Source organism: Sphingomonas sanxanigenens DSM 19645 = NX02 (genome assembly GCF_000512205.2).
In the GTDB taxonomy this organism is placed as follows: domain Bacteria; phylum Pseudomonadota; class Alphaproteobacteria; order Sphingomonadales; family Sphingomonadaceae; genus Sphingomonas_D; species Sphingomonas_D sanxanigenens.
In genome coordinates this window covers 2,167,979-2,185,139 of the sequence record NZ_CP006644.1, presented here as the reverse complement: position 1 = coordinate 2,185,139, position 17,161 = coordinate 2,167,979, and the positions used below count along the sequence as shown (strand labels likewise).

At 67.6% G+C, this 17,161-nt stretch carries 17 protein-coding genes; 8 read left to right on the top strand and 9 right to left on the bottom strand.

Translation table 11 applies throughout. The features are described 5' to 3' along the window. The first annotated feature begins 21 nt into the window (after positions 1-21). Positions 22-732, top strand: coding sequence for an SDR family NAD(P)-dependent oxidoreductase (locus tag NX02_RS10070; RefSeq protein ID WP_025292070.1), 711 nt, complete (start codon positions 22-24; stop codon positions 730-732). On the opposite strand, the gene NX02_RS10065 is transcribed toward NX02_RS10070, so the two are convergent. The 6 genes from NX02_RS10065 to NX02_RS10040 form a co-directional block, all read right to left on the bottom strand. Then, a complete protein-coding gene (locus NX02_RS10065; protein ID WP_025292069.1) occupies positions 733-1,578 on the bottom strand; it encodes an NUDIX domain-containing protein in 846 nt (281 codons plus the stop codon). Next, entirely contained in the window at positions 1,575-2,849 is a 1,275-nt protein-coding gene (locus NX02_RS10060; protein WP_025292068.1) for an SAM-dependent methyltransferase, read from the bottom strand. The genes NX02_RS10065 and NX02_RS10060 overlap by 4 nt, the downstream gene beginning before the upstream one ends. A gap of 54 nt (positions 2,850-2,903) precedes the next feature. Then, positions 2,904-4,265, bottom strand: coding sequence for a cryptochrome/photolyase family protein (locus NX02_RS10055; protein ID WP_025292067.1), 1,362 nt, complete (start codon positions 4,263-4,265; stop codon positions 2,904-2,906). A 94-nt stretch (positions 4,266-4,359) separates the two neighbouring features. After that, positions 4,360-4,884 (bottom strand): peptide deformylase, encoded by a 525-nt coding sequence (gene def, locus NX02_RS10050; RefSeq protein WP_025292066.1) that lies wholly within the window; start codon positions 4,882-4,884, stop codon positions 4,360-4,362. Positions 4,885-4,915: 31 nt separating this feature from the next. Then, the gene (gene recR / locus NX02_RS10045; protein ID WP_025292065.1) at positions 4,916-5,512 is read right to left on the bottom strand and encodes a recombination mediator RecR; all 597 of its coding nucleotides are present in this window, start codon (positions 5,510-5,512) and stop codon (positions 4,916-4,918) included. A 48-nt stretch (positions 5,513-5,560) separates the two neighbouring features. Continuing rightward, positions 5,561-6,784, bottom strand: coding sequence for a glycosyltransferase (locus NX02_RS10040; protein WP_025292064.1), 1,224 nt, complete (start codon positions 6,782-6,784; stop codon positions 5,561-5,563). Between the two features lie 137 nt (positions 6,785-6,921). Here NX02_RS10040 and NX02_RS10035 point away from each other — a divergent pair, with 137 nt between their 5' ends. Genes NX02_RS10035 through truA form a run of 6 tightly spaced genes read left to right on the top strand, consistent with a single transcriptional unit; the run spans position 6,922 to position 12,773 of the window. Continuing rightward, a complete protein-coding gene (locus tag NX02_RS10035) occupies positions 6,922-8,448 on the top strand; it encodes a glycosyltransferase family 39 protein (protein ID WP_053000626.1) in 1,527 nt (508 codons plus the stop codon). A gap of 37 nt (positions 8,449-8,485) precedes the next feature. Continuing rightward, entirely contained in the window at positions 8,486-8,995 is a 510-nt protein-coding gene (locus NX02_RS10030) for a PepSY domain-containing protein (protein WP_039996521.1), read from the top strand. Between the two features lie 11 nt (positions 8,996-9,006). Then, complete coding sequence (locus NX02_RS10025) at positions 9,007-9,687, top strand: winged helix-turn-helix domain-containing protein (protein WP_025292061.1); 681 nt, start codon at positions 9,007-9,009, stop codon at positions 9,685-9,687. A gap of 2 nt (positions 9,688-9,689) precedes the next feature. After that, positions 9,690-11,084 (top strand): sensor histidine kinase, encoded by a 1,395-nt coding sequence (locus NX02_RS10020; protein ID WP_039996520.1) that lies wholly within the window; start codon positions 9,690-9,692, stop codon positions 11,082-11,084. A 10-nt stretch (positions 11,085-11,094) separates the two neighbouring features. Next, positions 11,095-12,015, top strand: a complete 921-nt coding sequence (gene fmt / locus NX02_RS10015; protein WP_025292059.1) for a methionyl-tRNA formyltransferase — start codon at positions 11,095-11,097, stop codon at positions 12,013-12,015. Continuing rightward, positions 12,012-12,773, top strand: a complete 762-nt coding sequence (truA, locus tag NX02_RS10010; RefSeq protein ID WP_025292058.1) for a tRNA pseudouridine(38-40) synthase TruA — start codon at positions 12,012-12,014, stop codon at positions 12,771-12,773. The genes fmt and truA overlap by 4 nt, the downstream gene beginning before the upstream one ends. On the opposite strand, the gene NX02_RS10005 is transcribed toward truA, so the two are convergent. Genes NX02_RS10005 through glmU form a run of 3 tightly spaced genes read right to left on the bottom strand, consistent with a single transcriptional unit; the run spans position 12,761 to position 16,415 of the window. Next, positions 12,761-13,189, bottom strand: coding sequence for a VOC family protein (locus tag NX02_RS10005; protein ID WP_025292057.1), 429 nt, complete (start codon positions 13,187-13,189; stop codon positions 12,761-12,763). The two genes, truA and NX02_RS10005, sit on opposite strands and share 13 nt — an antisense overlap. Beyond that, a complete protein-coding gene (gene glmS / locus NX02_RS10000) occupies positions 13,186-15,009 on the bottom strand; it encodes a glutamine--fructose-6-phosphate transaminase (isomerizing) (protein WP_025292056.1) in 1,824 nt (607 codons plus the stop codon). Before glmS ends, NX02_RS10005 begins: the two co-directional genes overlap by 4 nt. A gap of 50 nt (positions 15,010-15,059) precedes the next feature. Further along, a complete protein-coding gene (gene glmU, locus NX02_RS09995; protein WP_025292055.1) occupies positions 15,060-16,415 on the bottom strand; it encodes a bifunctional UDP-N-acetylglucosamine diphosphorylase/glucosamine-1-phosphate N-acetyltransferase GlmU in 1,356 nt (451 codons plus the stop codon). A 61-nt stretch (positions 16,416-16,476) separates the two neighbouring features. Between glmU and NX02_RS09990 the strand changes: the two genes are divergently transcribed. After that, the gene (locus NX02_RS09990; RefSeq protein WP_025292054.1) at positions 16,477-17,154 is read left to right on the top strand and encodes an HAD-IA family hydrolase; all 678 of its coding nucleotides are present in this window, start codon (positions 16,477-16,479) and stop codon (positions 17,152-17,154) included. The last annotated feature ends 7 nt before the right edge of the window (positions 17,155-17,161 follow it).

Below are 17,161 nucleotides of genomic sequence, written 5' to 3'. Positions count from 1 at the left end.
CCCTTCCCCAGCGGACGAAACATGACCGAAAAGACGCTCGACGGCCGGATCGCCCTCGTCACCGGCGCAAGCCGCGGCATCGGCGCTGCCACGGCCGAAGCTCTGGCCGCGGCCGGCGCGCATGTCATCATCACCGCGCGCACCGCGGCGGGGCTGGAGGAAGTCGAGGAGCGCGTCCATCAGGCCGGCGGTTCCGCGACGATCGCGCCGCTCGACCTGATCGACGGCGACAGCATCGGCCGCCTCGCGCAGGCGGTGACCGAGCGCTGGGGCAAGCTGGACATCCTGGTGCTCAACGCAGCGATGCTCGGTACGCTGACGCCGGTGGTCGATATCGATCCCAAGGAACTCGCCAAGGTGCTGACGCTCAACGTCGGTGCACAGCAGGCGCTGCTCGCCGCATTCGATCCGCTGCTGCGCAACAGCGACAGCCCGCGCGTCATCGCCCTCACCTCGCGCCTCGGCACCGTGCCGACCGCATTCTGGGGCGCCTATGGCGCGTCGAAGGCGGCGCTCGACAATCTGCTGCTGGCCTATGCGGCGGAACGCCGGCAGGTCGGCAATGTCCGCGTCGCGATCGTCGATCCTGGCGCGACCGCGACCAAGATGCGCGCACGCGCCTTCCCGGGCGAGGACCAGTCGACCTTGAAGGGGCCCGAGGTGGTGGCCAACGCAATCGTCGCGCTTGCCACGGAAGATTTCGAGACGGGCTACCGCACCCGCGTCGAATGATCAGACCTGCGCGGCTGCCAGGCAGCGCTCGCGCAGGTCGTCACGTTCCTGCCCCGCCAGCGCCGTAACGCCCGCGTCGAGCGGCCCCACCGGCATGCCGGCGATCAGCCAGGCCAGCAGCGCCTGACGGCCGGACGGCACCCAGTCGTCGATCGGTCGCGCAAGCAACGCCGGCAATTCGTCGAAATCATACCAGTTGATCTGCCCCTCTGGCGTCGGGGGTATGGAGATCGCGCTGTCCGCCCGGGCGCCGACGAAGCATGTGATCCAGACATTGGTGTTGTAGGCGGTCTCATTCATCAGCAGCGCAAGGCAACCGGTGGTATCGAGCGCCAATGCATCACCCGATTCCTCCAGCGCCTCGCGGGCGGCAGTGCGGTGGAGGGAGAGTTGATCTCCGTACGGATCATGTGCGCCGCCGATGGCGGGAAGGCAGCCCGGGGCGATCCGATCGTCGTCGGAACGGCGGTGGATGGTGATGCGGCGCCGTTCCCGGTCGACGGCGAACAGCATCGCGGCGAGCAGCGCGGGCGGGCGTTCGGCGGTCGCGCGGATCAGGCGCAAAGCGTGGATGTCGGTGACGATGCCGGTGGTCACGGCGCCCAGCGATCGCGGTGGTTCGGACAGGAGGATGACGGGATCCCCAACGGCGCCATCCGCACGCGCCGCGGCCAGCCTTTCTTCGAGATCGGGCCGGTCCGCCAGACCGTTGAGCGCAAACAGCCGCGCATCGCGCTCCGCCCGGCTGCGATCGACGAGTTCGGGGAGAACGGTCGGCACCTGCAGGCCGCCATCGAGCAGGCGGCTGCCGGGCACAGTCCGCACACGCGCAAAAATATCGATCATGCCTTGGTCAACGTCACCTGTGCGACGTCGATCCCACCGCCGCGGAAGCCCCCTTCGCAATACATCAGATAGTAGCGCCAAAGGTCGAAGAAGCGCGGATCGAACCCGCGCGGCAGTTGGCCGGCCGCGGCGGCGGCATCGAAGCGCGCGCGCCAGCGCTTGAGCGTCTCGGCATAGTCGATGCCGAACCCCGCGCGATCTTCCCACATCAAGCCTTCGGCGGCGGCAAGCGCCGCGAACCGCTTTTCGGACATCAGCATGCCGCCGGGGAAGATATAGGTCTGGATGAAATCGGTATTGGCGGCATAGCTTTCGAACGCGTCCTCCGCGATCGAGATCATCTGGATACCCGCCTTGCCGCCGGGGCGCAGGGCGCGGGCGATGGCGCGCGCATAGTCCGGCCAATATTCCATGCCGACCGCCTCGATCATCTCGACGCTGGCGACGGCATCATAGGTGCCCGATACATCGCGATAGTCGCGCAGTTCGATCGTAACCCGGTCGGACAGACCCCGCGCCGCCAGCATCGCCTCCGCATGCGCCTTCTGCTCGGCCGACAGGGTGATGCCGGTGACGCGCAGGCCGTAATCCTCGGCAGCGATTGCCCCGAGCGCACCCCAGCCGCAGCCGATCTCGAGCAACCGGTCGCCAGGCTTCGTGCCGAGCCGATCGAGCAACGCCCGCACCTTCCGCCGCTGTGCCACATCCAACGGCTCGGCATCGTCATAGGGCGCCTGGAACAGCGCGCTCGAATAGGTCATCGTGCGATCGAGCCACGGCGAATAGAAGTCGTTGCCCAAGTCATAGTGGAATTCGATGTTGCGCCGCGCGCCCGCGCTATCGTTGCGTCGCCGGGCATGGTTCAACCGGTTGAGCAGCCGCGCGATCCCGCGCGACCGGCCAGTTTCGCCGAGGCTGCGGCGGTTGCGCATGAACAGGTCGAACAGAGGCACCGGATCGGGGCTTTTCCAGTCGCCATCCGCCCAGGCACGATACCACCCCACCGATCCCGACGTCGCCAGCCGCACCAGCGCCCGCCAGTGCAGTATTTCAACCACCGCCACCGGTCCCGGTCCGCGGCCACCCAGGGTGCGCCGGGTGCCATCCGGAAAGCTGGCCTCGATCCGGCCTTCCGCCAGGCCACGGTCGATCATGTCGAGCAGCCGCCGAAACCCCGGCGCCAACAGGCGCGATGCGAGGCTTGAACCGATCGCGTATCCGCGATCGGCGGCGAGAAGATGAAGCCCGCGCCCTGCGTTCCCCGTATCCATTGTTTCCGTCTTTTGACCAGTCGCGCGCATCGCGCAACCGCTAGCAACATTCGCTTACGACTTCATGTCCCGATAGGCCGTCAATGCGCGTTCCCGGCCTTGGCGGTGGCCGATCAACGGCTCGGCATAGCCGTGGGGAGCGCAGCCCCTGCCCCAGGGATCATGGATGTCGGCATCGTCGAGCCCGGCCAGTTCGGGCACCCATTCGCGGATATAGCCGGCCGCATCGAACTTCTCCGACTGCGTCAGCGGCGCCATGATCCGCACGAACATGTTCGAATCGACACCGGTGCCCGCGACCTTGACGCTGTTATTGCCATAATCGGCATCGACGAGCGTGTCCCAGAACCAGCGCTCGCCACGCCGCCAGTCGATCAGCAGATGCTTGACGAGGAACGAGGCGGCAATCATCCGCACGCGGTTGTGCATCCAGCCGGTCGTCCAGAGCTGGCGCATCCCGGCATCGACGATCGGATAGCCGGTGCGCCCCTGCGTCCAGGCCGCGAAGTCCCGGTCGGCGGCCTTGCCCGTTCGCCATGGCAACGCATCGAAGCTGTCACGGACATTGCGACGGCCATAGTCGGGGAACTGGTCGATCAGGTTGGCGGCGAAATCGCGCCAGCCAAGTTCGCGGAGAAAGGCCTCGCCCGAACTGCCGGCGTTGCCGATCCGGTGCCAAACCGTCGCCGGAGAAATCTCCCCGAAATGGAGGTGGGGCGAGAGGCGCGAACTCCCTTCGACCGAGGGCAGGTTGCGCGCCTTTTCATAATCGCCGACCTCGGCGAGGAAATTGTCGAGCGTCCTGCGCGCGCCTGCCTCGCCCGGCATCCAGTCCTTGCCGAACGCTGCGGCCCAATCCGGCTTCGTCGGCAACAGTTTCCAGTCGGTCAGCGCATCACCAGCGGGCTTGCCGCCATGTCCTTCCGCCTGAGCCGGCGCGCGCATGGGTGCCGCAGGCGGCATCTGGCGATGCAGGGCGCGCCAGAACGGCGTGAACATCCGAAAACGTCCGCCCGCGCCCGTCAACACGGCGTCCGGCGGTCCGAGATGATTGCCATCGTGCAGGCACAGCTCGATCTTGTCGCCAAGTTCGTCCTCGGCGCGCCGCCACCAAGGCTCGAAATGGCGGATCGCATGGACTCGCTTAGCCCCCACGTCGCGCGCAACCTTCAGTATCTCCGCTACCGCATCCCCCCGCCGCAGGATCAGCGCGATCCCCTTGACGGCCAGCGCCTTGCCAAGCGCCTCAAGGCTATGATGCAGCCACCAGCGCTGCGCGCCACCGATCGCCCAGTCACCCGGGCGATGATCGTCGAGAACATAGATGGCAATGACGGGCCCGTCATGCGCCGCCGCCACATAGGCCGGCTGATCGGCCAGTCGCAAATCCTGCCGAAGCCAGAGAAGGCTGGTCATCGCTGTTTCCCTTCCCGCACGGCGTGATGCAGACAAATGCTTGCCGCGCGGGTGGTTCCTGACCAGCCGGATGCACGCGGACGGATGGGCGCGATCAGGCCGCCTTGCGCATCTTGGCGAGCTTCTTGAGCACCATATCGCGCTTCAGGCGTGACAGGTGATCGATGAACAACACGCCCTCAAGATGGTCCATCTCGTGCTGCAGGCAAACCGCGAGCAGGCCCTCGATGGTCTCCTCACGCGCCTTGCCCTCACGGTCGAGCCATTTCGCGCGGACCGTCGCCGGGCGCTGGACCTCGGCATATTGCTCCGGCACCGAGAGGCAGCCTTCGTTGTAGGGCTTGGTATCGACGGAGGTTTCGAGGATCTCGGGATTGATGAAGACCAGCGGCTTGCGGACGCTTTCACCGCCCTCTTCCTCCGGCTCCTGCAAATCGATCACCAGCAGGCGCTTCGGTACACCGACCTGGATAGCTGCGAGACCGATGCCCGGCGCGTCGTACATCGTTTCGAACATGTCGTCGATCAGGCGCTGCAGATCGTCGTCGAACGTCTCCACCGGAGTCGACTTGGTGCGCAGCCGCGGATCGGGCGTCTCGATGATCGGAAGAATGGCCATGCGGAGCGACGTATGAATTCCCGGCCGAAAGTCAACTCACCGGGCGTCGCGCGCGCAGCGCCTGCGCCAATGTGCCCTCGTCGAGATAATCCAGTTCGCCGCCTACCGGCAGGCCATGGGCAAGCTGCGTCAGCCGTACCGGGAAGCGCTCGATCCGTTCGGCGACATAGTGGGCGGTGGTCTGCCCCTCCAATGTCGCGTTCATCGCCAGCACCACCTCATCGATGCCGCCCGCGGCGATGCGTGAGACCAGCCGGTCGATCGTCAGATCCTCGGGCCGCACGCCGTCGAGCGCGGAAAGACGCCCACCGAGCACATGGAAGCGGCCAGGGAACAGCCGCGAGCGATCCAGCGCCCACAGGTCGGGGACATCCTCGACCACGCACAGCATGCGCGCATCGCGCCGGGGATCCGCGCAAATCGCACACGGATCGGTGGTGTCGACATTGCCGCAGATCCCGCAGGTCGCGAGATGTTCGTCCACGGCCTGAAGCGCACTCAGCAACGGTGCCATCGCCCCTTCCCGCTTCTTCAGCAGATGCAGCACGGCGCGCCGCGCGGAGCGTGGGCCGAGCCCGGGCAGCCGCGACAGCGCCTGAACCAGCGTCTCGATTTCCTTGGAAGCCATCGCGCCCAGATAGGGGGTTGTCGGCACTCCTGCCAAGCGGTTCAGCACTCAGACGGTGACGACACCCACCTCGTGCGGCGGATAGGGGAACGGCTGCGCCTCGATGCACGGCCCCTGCTCTATCGCCATGCAGACGCGGGCGATCGCCTTGTCCGCCGCAAAATCGAGCGCGCGGTCACCGGGCCGAATCGCGTCGGCGCCCGATTGCCGCAGGATCGCGGCGGCCATCGCCTCGATATCCTGAGGCTCGACGAGCAGTCCATAACGACCATTGGCGAGCACGTCCGGCGCAGAGCCCGCGGTGGTCGAGGCGACGATCGGCGTGCCGCAGGCCAGCGCTTCGAGCAGCGCGTTGGAGAGTCCCTCCCACAATGAAGGGAGCACGAAGGCACGCGCCGCCCGCACATAAGGCAGCGGGTTCGCAACCTCACCCGCCAGCTCGACGCGGTCGGCGATGCCCAGTTCGGCAGCTTGCTCGCGCAGCGCCCCGAAAGCCTCGGCGCTGCCGCCGCCGACGATCATCAGGCCGATGTCGCGGCTATGGTTGGCGATCGCCACTGCCTCGATCAGCCGGCCATGATTCTTCTGGCGCGCAAGACGGCCGACGGTGACCACGAAGGGCCGCCCGCTCGCGATCCAGGGATGGTCGCAGGGCACTTCGGCGCGCGCCTGGGTGGCGTGCACGTCGACGCCATTGGGGGTTATCGCCGCCCGACCTTCCGCCCGCGCGCGCTGGAGCACCGCGGTGCGCGCCAGATGCGGCGAGACGAGCAGAAGATGGTCGGCCCGATCGATCACCGCCTTCTGGCAGGCACGACGCACCGCGCGCTTGATGCAGCCGTCACCGGGATGATCCGGCTCATTGCTGATCCGCAGCGCGCGGCGCATGTCCGTCAGCCCCTGCGCCGCGATCAGCGCCGCGAGATGACCATGATTGCCGACCGAGAGCAGCACCGAGGGTCTCAGCGCCTGCAGTGCCCGGCGCAGATCGGGCACCGCAGCCGCCAGCGCGACACCGCGTTTGGCGCGCGGCAACGGTCCGGCCACCAGCGTGACATGTACGCGCGGATCGAGCGCCCGCCGCCCCTCGCCGGTATCGCGGCAAACCAGCATCGTCACATCATGGCCGCGCACAACCAGCGCATTGGCGATCCGCACGGCATTGACCACCACACCCGTGAGCGCGAAATCGAACATGAAGAGGGCAACCGTCCGGCTGGCGGGACGGGAATCGTCCACGCGCTGCGGATTGGCGAAGGGCGCGGCGAACATGGCGGCCTGCTAGCCGACTATTCTTACGCTTCGATGTGACGAACATTTGAATTTCCAAATGTTCGCCGTTGCGACTGGATTCGGCGACGGAAAGCGGCAGAGCGTGTCGCCTGAAACTCATCCGGGGTGCGCGTCCGATGGAAATGAAGCAGGCGTCGACTGCCGGCACATGGCCGGTTCTGGCGATCGCCTATGCCATATTGATCGTCTGGATCGGCGTGCGCGCGCTCGTCGCGCCGGTTAATCACGACGAGAGCCAGTATGTCGCTGCTGCCGTCCTCGCCCCAACGCACCTGATCTTCCGGGACTTTCTGTCGCTGCAGCCGCCATTGCACTCCTGGATCATGGCGCCGGTGGTGATACTGGGCGGCACCAGCCTGGTCGCGCTGCGGCTGGCCGATGCCGCGCTGGCGATCGCGGCGCTGGCGCTGCTCCATGCGGCGCTGACAGCCGCGGGCGTCTCGCGCTGTTTCGCCATCGCGACGCTGTTCCTTGCCGCCGCCTGCCAGCCCTTCCAGTTCGCCGCATCCGTCGTCCGCAACGACATCCTGCCGATGGCGTTGCTCTGCGGCGCGCTGGCAGCCGGGCTGACCGCCTGTCGGCGGGCGGACTGGCGCCGGTGGGCGCTTGCCGGGCTGTTGCTCGGCCTCGCCGGCAGCACCAAGCTGTCCTACGGCCCGCCGCTCGTCGTCGCAGGGCTGTTTCTCTGCTGGCAGGCGCTGCGGGGCCGCATGAGCGCTGCTGCGATCCCCGCGTTCGCGATCGGCGGAGCCATCGGCCTATCGCCGCTGCTTGCCGGCTTCCTCGCGCAGCCTGAGGCCTTCCTCTACGGCACGCTCGAATTCGGCGCGGAGGCACCGTTCGACTGGTATCGCGCCAACGGCCTCGATCACCGGCTGGGACCGATCGGCAAACTGCTCGATCTACTGCGCTACGCAGCGCTCGGCCCGATGCTGGTGGCGCTTCTCGCGCTCATCCTCTTCGCCTTCGATAGGCGTCGCAGCGATGCGGGCGATCCGCGTCGGTCCTGGCTGTGCTGGATGCTCGCCGCGGGCCTGATCGCCGCCGCACTGCCCACCCCGACGCAGCGGCAATATCTGCTGCCCGTGCTGCCGCCGCTGTTCGTTTTGCTCGGCCTCGCGATCGAAGCACGTTGGCAGTCCCGGCCGCGAATCCGGCAAACGGTGCTGATATTGCTCGGCCTGTCCTTCGGCAGCGGGCTGGTTGCGGACGGCGTGATTCTCGCGCGTGGCCAGCCGACTGCGATCGCCATCGACCGCCACGCGCGCTGGATCGGCAAGACGCTGGCCGGGAACGACGGCACGCTCTTCACCCTCTCGCCCGAACATGCCATCGCCAGCGGCAGACCGATCGACCCGCTGTCCGCTACCGGCCCGTTCGTTCTGCGCAGCGGAACCACCATCGATCGCGCACGGGCGATGGCTCTTTCGGTGCCGACCCCGGAGACGCTGCCGCTGCTGCTCGACCGTTGCCCGCCCGCCGCGATCCTGACCGGCTATGAGCGCGGCAGCCGCCGCTTCCGCATCGCACCCGACGAGATCGTCGACCGTTATGCGCGGGCGCGGGGCTATCGCCCCCTGCCCGTGCCCGACGGCCAAGGCACATTGTTCGTGCGCGCCGGGCCGCGACCGGTCCGATGCTGATCCGAATGCGCCCGCCATCCTGCGTGGAGGAGAGACCTTGCTGAGATGCCTTCTTGCGGTGGCGTGCGCGCTGCTGATTCCTGCCGCCGCCCATGCCGCCGATCGTCTGGTGGGGCTGACCGCAGCGATCATCACCGCCGAGCGCCAGATGGCTGGCCGCGCGATCGATGGCGAGCTGGAAACCCGCTCCGGCAAACTGGTCTACGAGATCGAGCTGGTCCGCACCGACACGCTGCACCAGATCCTGATCGATGCCCGCACCGGCCAGATCATCGCCGTCTCCAGACCCCGGCTGCTCGGCATCTACCGCCGCTGGCTGGACGGCGGCCGGATGAAGCAGGCAGCGCGGGTTCGCCCACTGGGCCCCATGCTCCAGCAAGTCGAACGCCAGCCGGGCCGCGTCGTGCACGATGCGACGCTGAAGGTGGACGATGGCCGGCCGATCTATGAGGTGGAGGTGGAGACGCCCACCGGCGTCGTCGAGGTCACGTTCGATGCGTTGACCGGCCAGCGCCTAACGGTAGCGCTCGACGACGATGACGACTAGGCCGAGCCGCGATGCAGATACTTCTTGTCGAGGATGACGAGCGCGTCGCCGCCCATGTGGCCAAGGGACTGCGCGAGCTTGGCCATATCGTCGATCATCAGGCCAATGGCCGCGACGGTCTCTATCGCGCCGTGGCCGAGCGCTTCGACGTCATCATCCTCGATCGCATGCTGCCCGACATGGATGGCCTCACCATATTGCGCACGATCCGCGCCACCGAGGACCAGACCCCCGTACTGATCCTCAGCGCGCTCAGCGAGGTCGACGAACGGGTGCGCGGGCTTCGCGCCGGCGGTGACGATTATCTCGCCAAGCCCTTCGCGCTGTCTGAGCTGATCGCGCGCGTCGACGCGCTGGGCCGCCGTGCAACCGCAGCACCCGTGGAACAGGCAGTGCTGTCTGTCGGGGACCTCAGCCTGGACCTTGTCGGTCGCGTCGTGCGCCGCGGGGGAATCCGCATCGACCTCACGACCCGAGAGTTCCGCATCCTCGAACAGCTGGCGCGCAACGCGGGCCGCGTCGTTACCCGATCGATGCTGCTCGAGACAGTGTGGGAATATCATTTCGATCCGCAGACCAACATCATCGACCAGCATGTCAGCCGGCTCCGCCAGAAGGTGGATCGCGATTTCGATCGGCCGCTGATCCACACCGTCCGCGGCGTCGGCTATTCGCTGCGCGAGCCGGAGTGACGATGCTTCGCTGGCCGAGCGGCCTCCGCAGCCTCTCCGCCCGGCTGGCACTGCTCTATGCCCTGATCTTCTGCATCTCGGTGGCGGTGCTGCTGGCGCTGACCCACTGGGCGGCAATTCGCCGGCCGATGGGATTGATCGAACAGGATATCCTGACCGAGTCATCCGGCGCCGCCGGCCTCTACGCGCTCGACGGCCAGGCGGCAGCGATCCGCATGCTGCACGCGCGCGCGACCGAAATCGCGGAGCGCAAGGCCTATCATGTGCTCGTCGCCCCCTCGGGCGAAGTGCTCACAACCAACCTGCCGAGCGTCCCGCGCCGTTTGATAGGCTGGCGCCGTGTCGAGGCCGACATCTTCAGCGGCGGCGAGGAAGACGATCATATGGCGCTGATGTTCGGCCGGCGGCTGCCGGACGGGGCGGTGCTGGCGGTGGGGCGCGATATCGAGAAGATCGACGATCTCCGCCGTGGCCTCGCCCGCGTCGCGGTGTCGATGCTGGGTATGACGGTCGTCCTCGCGCTGATCGGCGGCGTGCTGATGAGCCGCGCGATCGGCCGGCGACTCGAATCGGTTAGCGCAACCGCACGCCGCGTGATCGGCGGCGACCTTTCCGAACGCATTCCCCTGCGCGGCACGGGCGACGATTTCGACCAGCTCGCGGAGACGCTCAACCTGATGCTCGCCCGCATCGAACTGCTCGTCGAATCGGTGCACCGCGTGTCGGACAGCATCGCGCACGAACTGCGCACCCCCCTCGCCCGCCTGCGCGCTAATCTGGAGGATCTTGCGGTCACGCATCCCGCCGGTACGCCGGCCGCCGAGGCATTGCTCGATCAAGCCTCTCAGGAAGCGGCGCGGCTGCAATCGGTGTTCGATGCGCTGCTTCGGATCGCGCGCATCGAGGTGGGGCGGCACCAGCGCGACGATGTCGCATTCGACCTGGCCGCGCTGCTTGCCGATGCCGTGGAGTTCTACGGCCCCGAGGCACAGGACCGCGACATCGCCCTTGTGACCGCGATCGACACGGGGCTGTGCATCGTCGCGGATCGCGACCTGATCTTCCAGGCCGTCTCCAACCTGCTCGACAATGCGATCAAGTACACGCCGTCTGGGGGGACCGTGCAGATCCGCGCCACGCGGCACGGCACGACGCTGCACCTTGTGATCGAAGACAATGGTTCGGGCGTCGATCCGCAATATCTGCCGCGCCTTACCGAACGCTTTTTCCGCGCGCCCAACAGCGGCCAATCCGGCACAGGGCTCGGCCTCGCGCTGGTCGCAGCGGTGGCGCGCGTCCATGGCTCCGATCTCGCCTTCGAGACATCGGCGGCGGGCTTCCGGGTCATCTGGTCATTGGTTGACGTGGCTGTTGGCGGGGATCGTCCAAAGGCATAAGAGCGCCGCCATGCGTATCGCCTTCATGGGAACTCCCGATTTCGCCGTACCGACGCTCGACGCGCTGCTCGCGGCCGGTCATGACATCGCCGCCGTCTACAGCCAGCCGCCGCGCCGCGCGGGGCGCGGCAAGGCGCTGTCCCCCACCCCGGTCCATCGCCGCGCCGAAGCGCTCGGCATCGCAGTGCGCACGCCGCTGACCCTGCGCGATCCCGATACGCAGGCGGCCTTCGCAGCGCTCGACCTCGATGTCGCAGTGGTCGCCGCCTATGGGCTGATCCTGCCCCGTGCCGTCCTCGATACGCCGCGTCATGGCTGCCTCAACGTCCATGCCTCGCTGCTGCCGCGCTGGCGTGGCGCCGCGCCGATCGTACGGGCGATCGAGGCAGGCGATGACGAGACCGGCGTCTGCATCATGGGTATGGAAGCGGGCCTCGATACAGGGCCGGTCTTCGCGCGCGTGGCGACGCCGATCGGTACCAAGACCGGCGGCGAACTGACCGACGAACTCGCGCATGCGGGTGCGGCGGCGATGGTCGCGGTGCTGGCCGATCTCGCCGCGCATGTTCCGGTGCCGCAGCCCGAGGAGGGCGTGACCTATGCGCGGAAGATTGAGAAGGCCGAGGCGCTGATCGACTTCACCGCGGATGCCGCGGCCGTCGTCCGCCAGATCCAGGCCTATGATCCCGTACCCGGTGCGTTTTGCGAGCATGAGGGCGAACGGCTGCGGCTGTTCCGCGCCGGGGCGGTGGCGGGCAACGGCGCGCCCGGCACTGTGCTGGATAGCGCACTGACCATTGCCTGCGGCAGCGGCGCGATCCGGCCGGCGCAGGTACAGCGCGCCGGGCGCGGAGCGATGACGCCAGACGAATTGCTGCGCGGCTTCGCGCTGCCGCCCGGCACCCGGCTCACCGGCCGGAGTGCGGCGTGAGCGAAGCGGCGGCGACGACGCGCTTCCGCCTCACCGTCGAGTTCGATGGCCGCCCGTTCATGGGTTGGCAGCGACAGGCGCATGGCCCCAGCGTGCAGCAGGCGATCGAGGAAGCGGCGTTCGCGGTGACCGGCGAACGGGCGGTGTTGCATGCCGCCGGCCGCACCGACGCCGGCGTCCACGGCCTCGCCATGGCGGCACATCTCGACATCGCCCGCGACATCGCGCCGTTCCGGCTGATGGAGGCGCTCAACGCGAAGCTGCGCCCCGCCCCGATCGCGATCCTCGGCTGCGAGGTGGTGCCGGGCGACTGGCACGCGCGTTTTTCCTGCATCGGCCGCCGCTATCGCTATGTCATCGTCAATCGCCGCGCGCCGCTGACCTTCGAGACCGGTCTCGCCTGGCGCATCGCCCAGCCGATCGACCATGAAGCGATGCATGAGGCGGCGCAGCACCTCGTCGGCCTACACGACTTCACCACCTTCCGCTCGGTGCATTGCCAAGCGCAGAGCCCGTTGAAGTCGCTCGACCGGCTCGATGTCAGCCGGAAAGACGACCGCGTGATCGTCGTCGCAGCGGCGCGCTCCTTCCTCCACCATCAGGTCCGATCCATGGTCGGCTGCCTCGCGCTGGTCGGCCAGGGGCGCTGGACCGGCGCCGATCTGAAAGCCGCGCTGAAGGCGCGCGACCGCAACGAACTCGGCCTCAACGCCCCGTCGGACGGGCTGTACTTCGTGCGTGCGGTCTACCCGGGCTGAGCATCGGCGAACTGGATCAGATCCCAGCGATTGCCATAAAGATCGAGAAACACCGCGACCGTGCCGTAGCCGGCATCCTTGGGCGGACGCACGAACTCGATCCCCTTCGCGACCATCGCCTCATAATCACGCCGGAAATCGTCGGTGCGCAAGAACAGAAACACGCGGCCGCCGGCCTGATCGCCGACGACCCGCTCCTGTTCCGGCGTCGACGCGCGCGCCAGCAGGATCGTGGCGGCACCGGCGGCGATATCCGCGCCGGGCGGCGCCACCAGCACCCAGCGCTTGTCCTGCTCGGGCTGATACGCGTCTGCGACGAGCGTGAAGCCGAGCTTGCCGACGTAGAAGGCAATCGCCTCGTCATAATCGCGCACCACCAGCGCGACATGCGCCAGCGACTGGCGCGGCGCGCTCACTCCACCGTCACCGACTTGGCAAGATTGCGCGGCTGATCGACGTCGGTGCCCTTCAGCACCGCGACATGATAGGCGAGCAACTGCACCGGCACCGCATAGACCAACGGCTGGATCAGCGGATGCACCGCCGGCATCTCGATCGTCGCCATGCAGCCCTCACCCGCGGCGGCGATGCCGGCCGCGTCGGAGATCAGAATTACCCTCCCGCCACGCGCCTGCACCTCCTGCATGTTGGAGATCGTCTTGTCGAACAGCGGGCCGGAAGGCGCGAGCACGATCACGGGCACCTTGTCGTCGATCAGCGCGATTGGACCGTGCTTCATCTCGCCGGCAGCATAGCCCTCGGCATGGATATAGCTGATTTCCTTGAGCTTCAGCGCGCCTTCCAGCGCCATCGGATAATCGGGGCCGCGGCCGATATAGAGCACGTCGCGTGCGGGCGCGACGAGGTGCGCCATCGCCTCGATGTCCTCGTCATGCCCCAGCGCGGCATTCATCCCCGCCGGCGCCTCCGCCAGATGCTCGACGATGCCTGCCTCGTCCTCGGCGCTCATCAGCCCGCGCACCCGAGCGAAGCGGGCGGCGAGCGCCGCGAGCACAGCCAGCTGGCAGGTGAATGCCTTGGTCGAAGCGACGCCGATCTCGGGGCCCGCGTGCGTCGGCAGCAGCAGGTCCGCCTCGCGAGCCATCGAGCTGGTCGGCACATTGACGACGACGGCGATGGTCTGGCCATTGGCCTTGCAATGGCGCAGCGCCGCGAGCGTATCCGCGGTCTCGCCCGACTGGCTGATGAACAGCGCCAGCCCGCCCGGCTCCAGCACCGGATCGCGATACCGGAACTCGGACGCGACATCGAGGTCGACGGGGATCCGCGCGAACCGCTCGAACCAGTATTTGGCGACCATGCCGGCGTAGAAGCTGGTGCCGCAGGCGACGATCGTCACGCGGTGGATCGCCGTGAGATCGAAATCCATGTCCGGCATCGCGACCTGGTTCTCAAGCCGCCGCAGATAGGATTTGAGCGTTTGCGCCACGACGACGGGCTGCTCGTAGATCTCCTTCTGCATGAAGTGGCGGTGATTGCCCTTGTCGATCGTCAGGCTGCTGGCGCCCGAAACGACAATCGGCCGCGTGACCGGATTGTTGTCGCGGTCATAGACCTGCACCGCCTCGCGCGTCAGCACGACCCAGTCGCCTTCTTCCAGATAGGAGATGCGCTGGGTGAGCGGCGCCAGCGCCAGCGCATCCGACCCCAGATAGGTCTCGCCCTCGCCATAACCCACGACCAGCGGCGAGCCGAGTCGCGCACCGATCAGCAGGTCGGGATGCTGGCGGAACAGGATGGCGAGCGCGAAGGCGCCGTGCAGCCGCGGCAGCACCGTGCGCACCGCCTCTACCGGATCGGTGCCGGCCTCGACCAGTTCGCTGACGAGATGCGCGACGACCTCGGTGTCGGTCTGGCTCTCGAAGGTCCGCCCGCGCGCCTGCAACCCGTCGCGCAGCGCCTTGAAATTCTCGATGATGCCGTTGTGGACCAGCGCAACCTCGCCGGTGGCGTGCGGGTGCGCGTTGCTGGTGGTCGGCGCGCCATGCGTCGCCCAGCGGGTATGGGCGATGCCGATCGTGCCGGGAAGCGGATCGGCGGCCAGTTCGCGCGCCAGATTGTCAAGCTTGCCCTCCGCACGCCGCCGCACCAGCGCCTCGTCGCTGACGGTGCAAATGCCCGCGGAATCATAGCCGCGATATTCGAGCCGCTTGAGGCCATTCAACAGCCGATCGGCAACCGGATCGGTGCCGAGGATTCCGATGATTCCACACATGTGACGCTACGCCTTTCCACCCGCGGCCAGCCGGCCGCGCAACCGACTGCTCAACCCGCCTTCTTGCGCTCGGCCATCACCGCGCGGAAACGCGCGGCCCAGCCGGGCTTCTGTTCCTGATAGCCGCGCGCGACGCCGAGCGCATCGTCGGCGACGTCGGCGGTGATCACCGAGCCTGCCGCCACGATCGCGCCGTCGCCGATCCGCACCGGCGCCACCAGCGCGCTGTTCGAGCCGATGAACGCGTCCTCGCCGATGATCGTGCGATATTTCAGGAAGCCGTCATAATTGCAGGTGATCGTACCCGCGCCGATGTTGGCGCCGGCACCCACCACCGCATCGCCGAGATAGGTCAGGTGGCTCGCCTTGGCGCCCGCGCCCAGCACCGCCTTCTTCATCTCGACGAAATTGCCGACCTTGGCCTCCTCACCCACCTCGGCACCGGGCCGCAGCCGCGCATAGGGACCGACGGAGGCGCCCCGCGCGACCGTCGCGCCCTCGAGATGGCTGAAGGCGTGGATCACCGCGTCCTCGGCAACGCTGACGCCGGGGCCGAAAACGACATTCTGCTCGACCGTCACGTCAGCAGCGAGAATGGTGTCGTGCGAGAACCATACCGTCTCGGGCGCAACCAAAGTCACGCCATCGGCCATCGCCTGCGCCCGGCGGCGCTGCTGCCACGCGGCCTCGACCGCGGCCAGTTCGGCGCGCGAATTGACGCCGGCGACTTCCCAAGCCGTGGTCTCGATCACCGCGCTCGGCCGGCCATCGGCGGCGGCGAGCATGACGATGTCGGGCAGATAATATTCGCCGGCAGCATTCTCGTTGCCGACGCGGGCGAGCAGCGCGAACAGATCAGCGCCGCGCACTGCCATCAGCCCCGAATTGCACAGGTCGACCGCGCGCTCGTCGGCGGTGGCATCCTTATACTCGACCATCTTGCGGATCGTGCCCTCCTCGTCGGCGAGGATTCGGCCATAGGCCGCCGCATCCGCCGGGCGGAAACCGAGCACCACTGCGATCGGCGCATCGTCGGCATGAAGCCGGTCGAGCATGCGCTGCATCGTCGCGGCGGAGACCAAAGGCACGTCGCCATAGAGGATCAGCACATCCCCCGCGAAGCCGTCCAGTTTCGGTTCGGCCATCCGCACCGCATGGCCGGTGCCGAGCTGTTCGGACTGGACGGCGATATCGACGCCGAGGCCCTCGACCGCCGCCTCGACCTGATCGCGACCCGCGCCAACCACCACGATGCGCCGTTCCGGGGCGAGCGTTTCCACGCCGGCGAGCAGATGCAAGAGCATCGGCCGCCCCGCGACCGGGTGGAGCACCTTGTGGCGCTTCGACTTCATCCGCGTGCCCTGGCCCGCGGCGAGGATGACGACGGCTATCGGAGGGATGCTCATGGCGCGGCGATTGCCATGGAATCCTTGCCAACGCCATAGCCGCGCGGGCAAGAGCCCCGTCATGGCCCCGTTCCCTTTTGCGATCATCGGCTTCGACCTCGACGGCACCCTGCTCGACACCAGCGCGGACCTTGCCGCGGCGGTCAACCACGCGCTCGCGCTCGACGATCGGCCGCCGCTGACGATCGAGGAGGTCAAGCCGATGATCGGCGGCGGCGCGCGGCTGATGCTCGAAAAGGGGCTGCAGGCCTCGGGCGGCTACGGCCCGGAGCTGATGACCAAGCTCTATCCCGAACTGCTCGATTTCTATGCCGCCAACATCTCGGCGGGCACGATCGCGTTTCCCGGTCTACACGACGCGCTCGACGCACTCGATGCGATGGACGTGAAGATCGCGGTGGTCACCAACAAGTTCGAGCGGCTGGCGGTCAAACTGATCGACGAACTGGGCATCGCCCACCGCTTCGCGACTATCATCGGGGGCGACACGATGGGGCCCGGCAAGGCCAAGCCCGATGCCGCGCCGATCCTCGAGATGATCCGCCGCTGCGGCGGCGGCAGCGCCGCGTTCGTCGGCGATTCGATCTACGACACGATGGCGGCGCGCAACGCCGGCATTCCCAGCATCGCCGTCAGTTTCGGCTTTCTGATGCAGCCGATCGAGGAATTACAGGCCGATGCGATCATCGACCATTATGACGCGTTGATCCCCACGCTGGAGCGGCTGGGCAGCGCCTGATCTCGGG

Bases quoted from the DNA above. Each gene is read 5' to 3' on its own strand.
- NX02_RS10070 (WP_025292070.1), top strand. From the start codon at position 22: ATGACCGAAAAGACGCTCGACGGCCGGATCGCCCTCGTCACCGGCGCA.
- NX02_RS10065 (WP_025292069.1), bottom strand. From the start codon at position 1,578: ATGATCGATATTTTTGCGCGTGTGCGGACTGTGCCCGGCAGCCGCCTG.
- NX02_RS10060 (WP_025292068.1), bottom strand. From the start codon at position 2,849: ATGGATACGGGGAACGCAGGGCGCGGGCTTCATCTTCTCGCCGCCGAT.
- NX02_RS10055 (WP_025292067.1), bottom strand. From the start codon at position 4,265: ATGACCAGCCTTCTCTGGCTTCGGCAGGATTTGCGACTGGCCGATCAG.
- def (WP_025292066.1), bottom strand. From the start codon at position 4,884: ATGGCCATTCTTCCGATCATCGAGACGCCCGATCCGCGGCTGCGCACC.
- recR (WP_025292065.1), bottom strand. From the start codon at position 5,512: ATGGCTTCCAAGGAAATCGAGACGCTGGTTCAGGCGCTGTCGCGGCTG.
- NX02_RS10040 (WP_025292064.1), bottom strand. From the start codon at position 6,784: ATGTTCGCCGCGCCCTTCGCCAATCCGCAGCGCGTGGACGATTCCCGT.
- NX02_RS10035 (WP_053000626.1), top strand. From the start codon at position 6,922: ATGGAAATGAAGCAGGCGTCGACTGCCGGCACATGGCCGGTTCTGGCG.
- NX02_RS10025 (WP_025292061.1), top strand. From the start codon at position 9,007: ATGCAGATACTTCTTGTCGAGGATGACGAGCGCGTCGCCGCCCATGTG.
- NX02_RS10020 (WP_039996520.1), top strand. From the start codon at position 9,690: ATGCTTCGCTGGCCGAGCGGCCTCCGCAGCCTCTCCGCCCGGCTGGCA.
- fmt (WP_025292059.1), top strand. From the start codon at position 11,095: ATGCGTATCGCCTTCATGGGAACTCCCGATTTCGCCGTACCGACGCTC.
- glmS (WP_025292056.1), bottom strand. From the start codon at position 15,009: ATGTGTGGAATCATCGGAATCCTCGGCACCGATCCGGTTGCCGATCGG.
- glmU (WP_025292055.1), bottom strand. From the start codon at position 16,415: ATGAGCATCCCTCCGATAGCCGTCGTCATCCTCGCCGCGGGCCAGGGC.
- NX02_RS09990 (WP_025292054.1), top strand. From the start codon at position 16,477: ATGGCCCCGTTCCCTTTTGCGATCATCGGCTTCGACCTCGACGGCACC.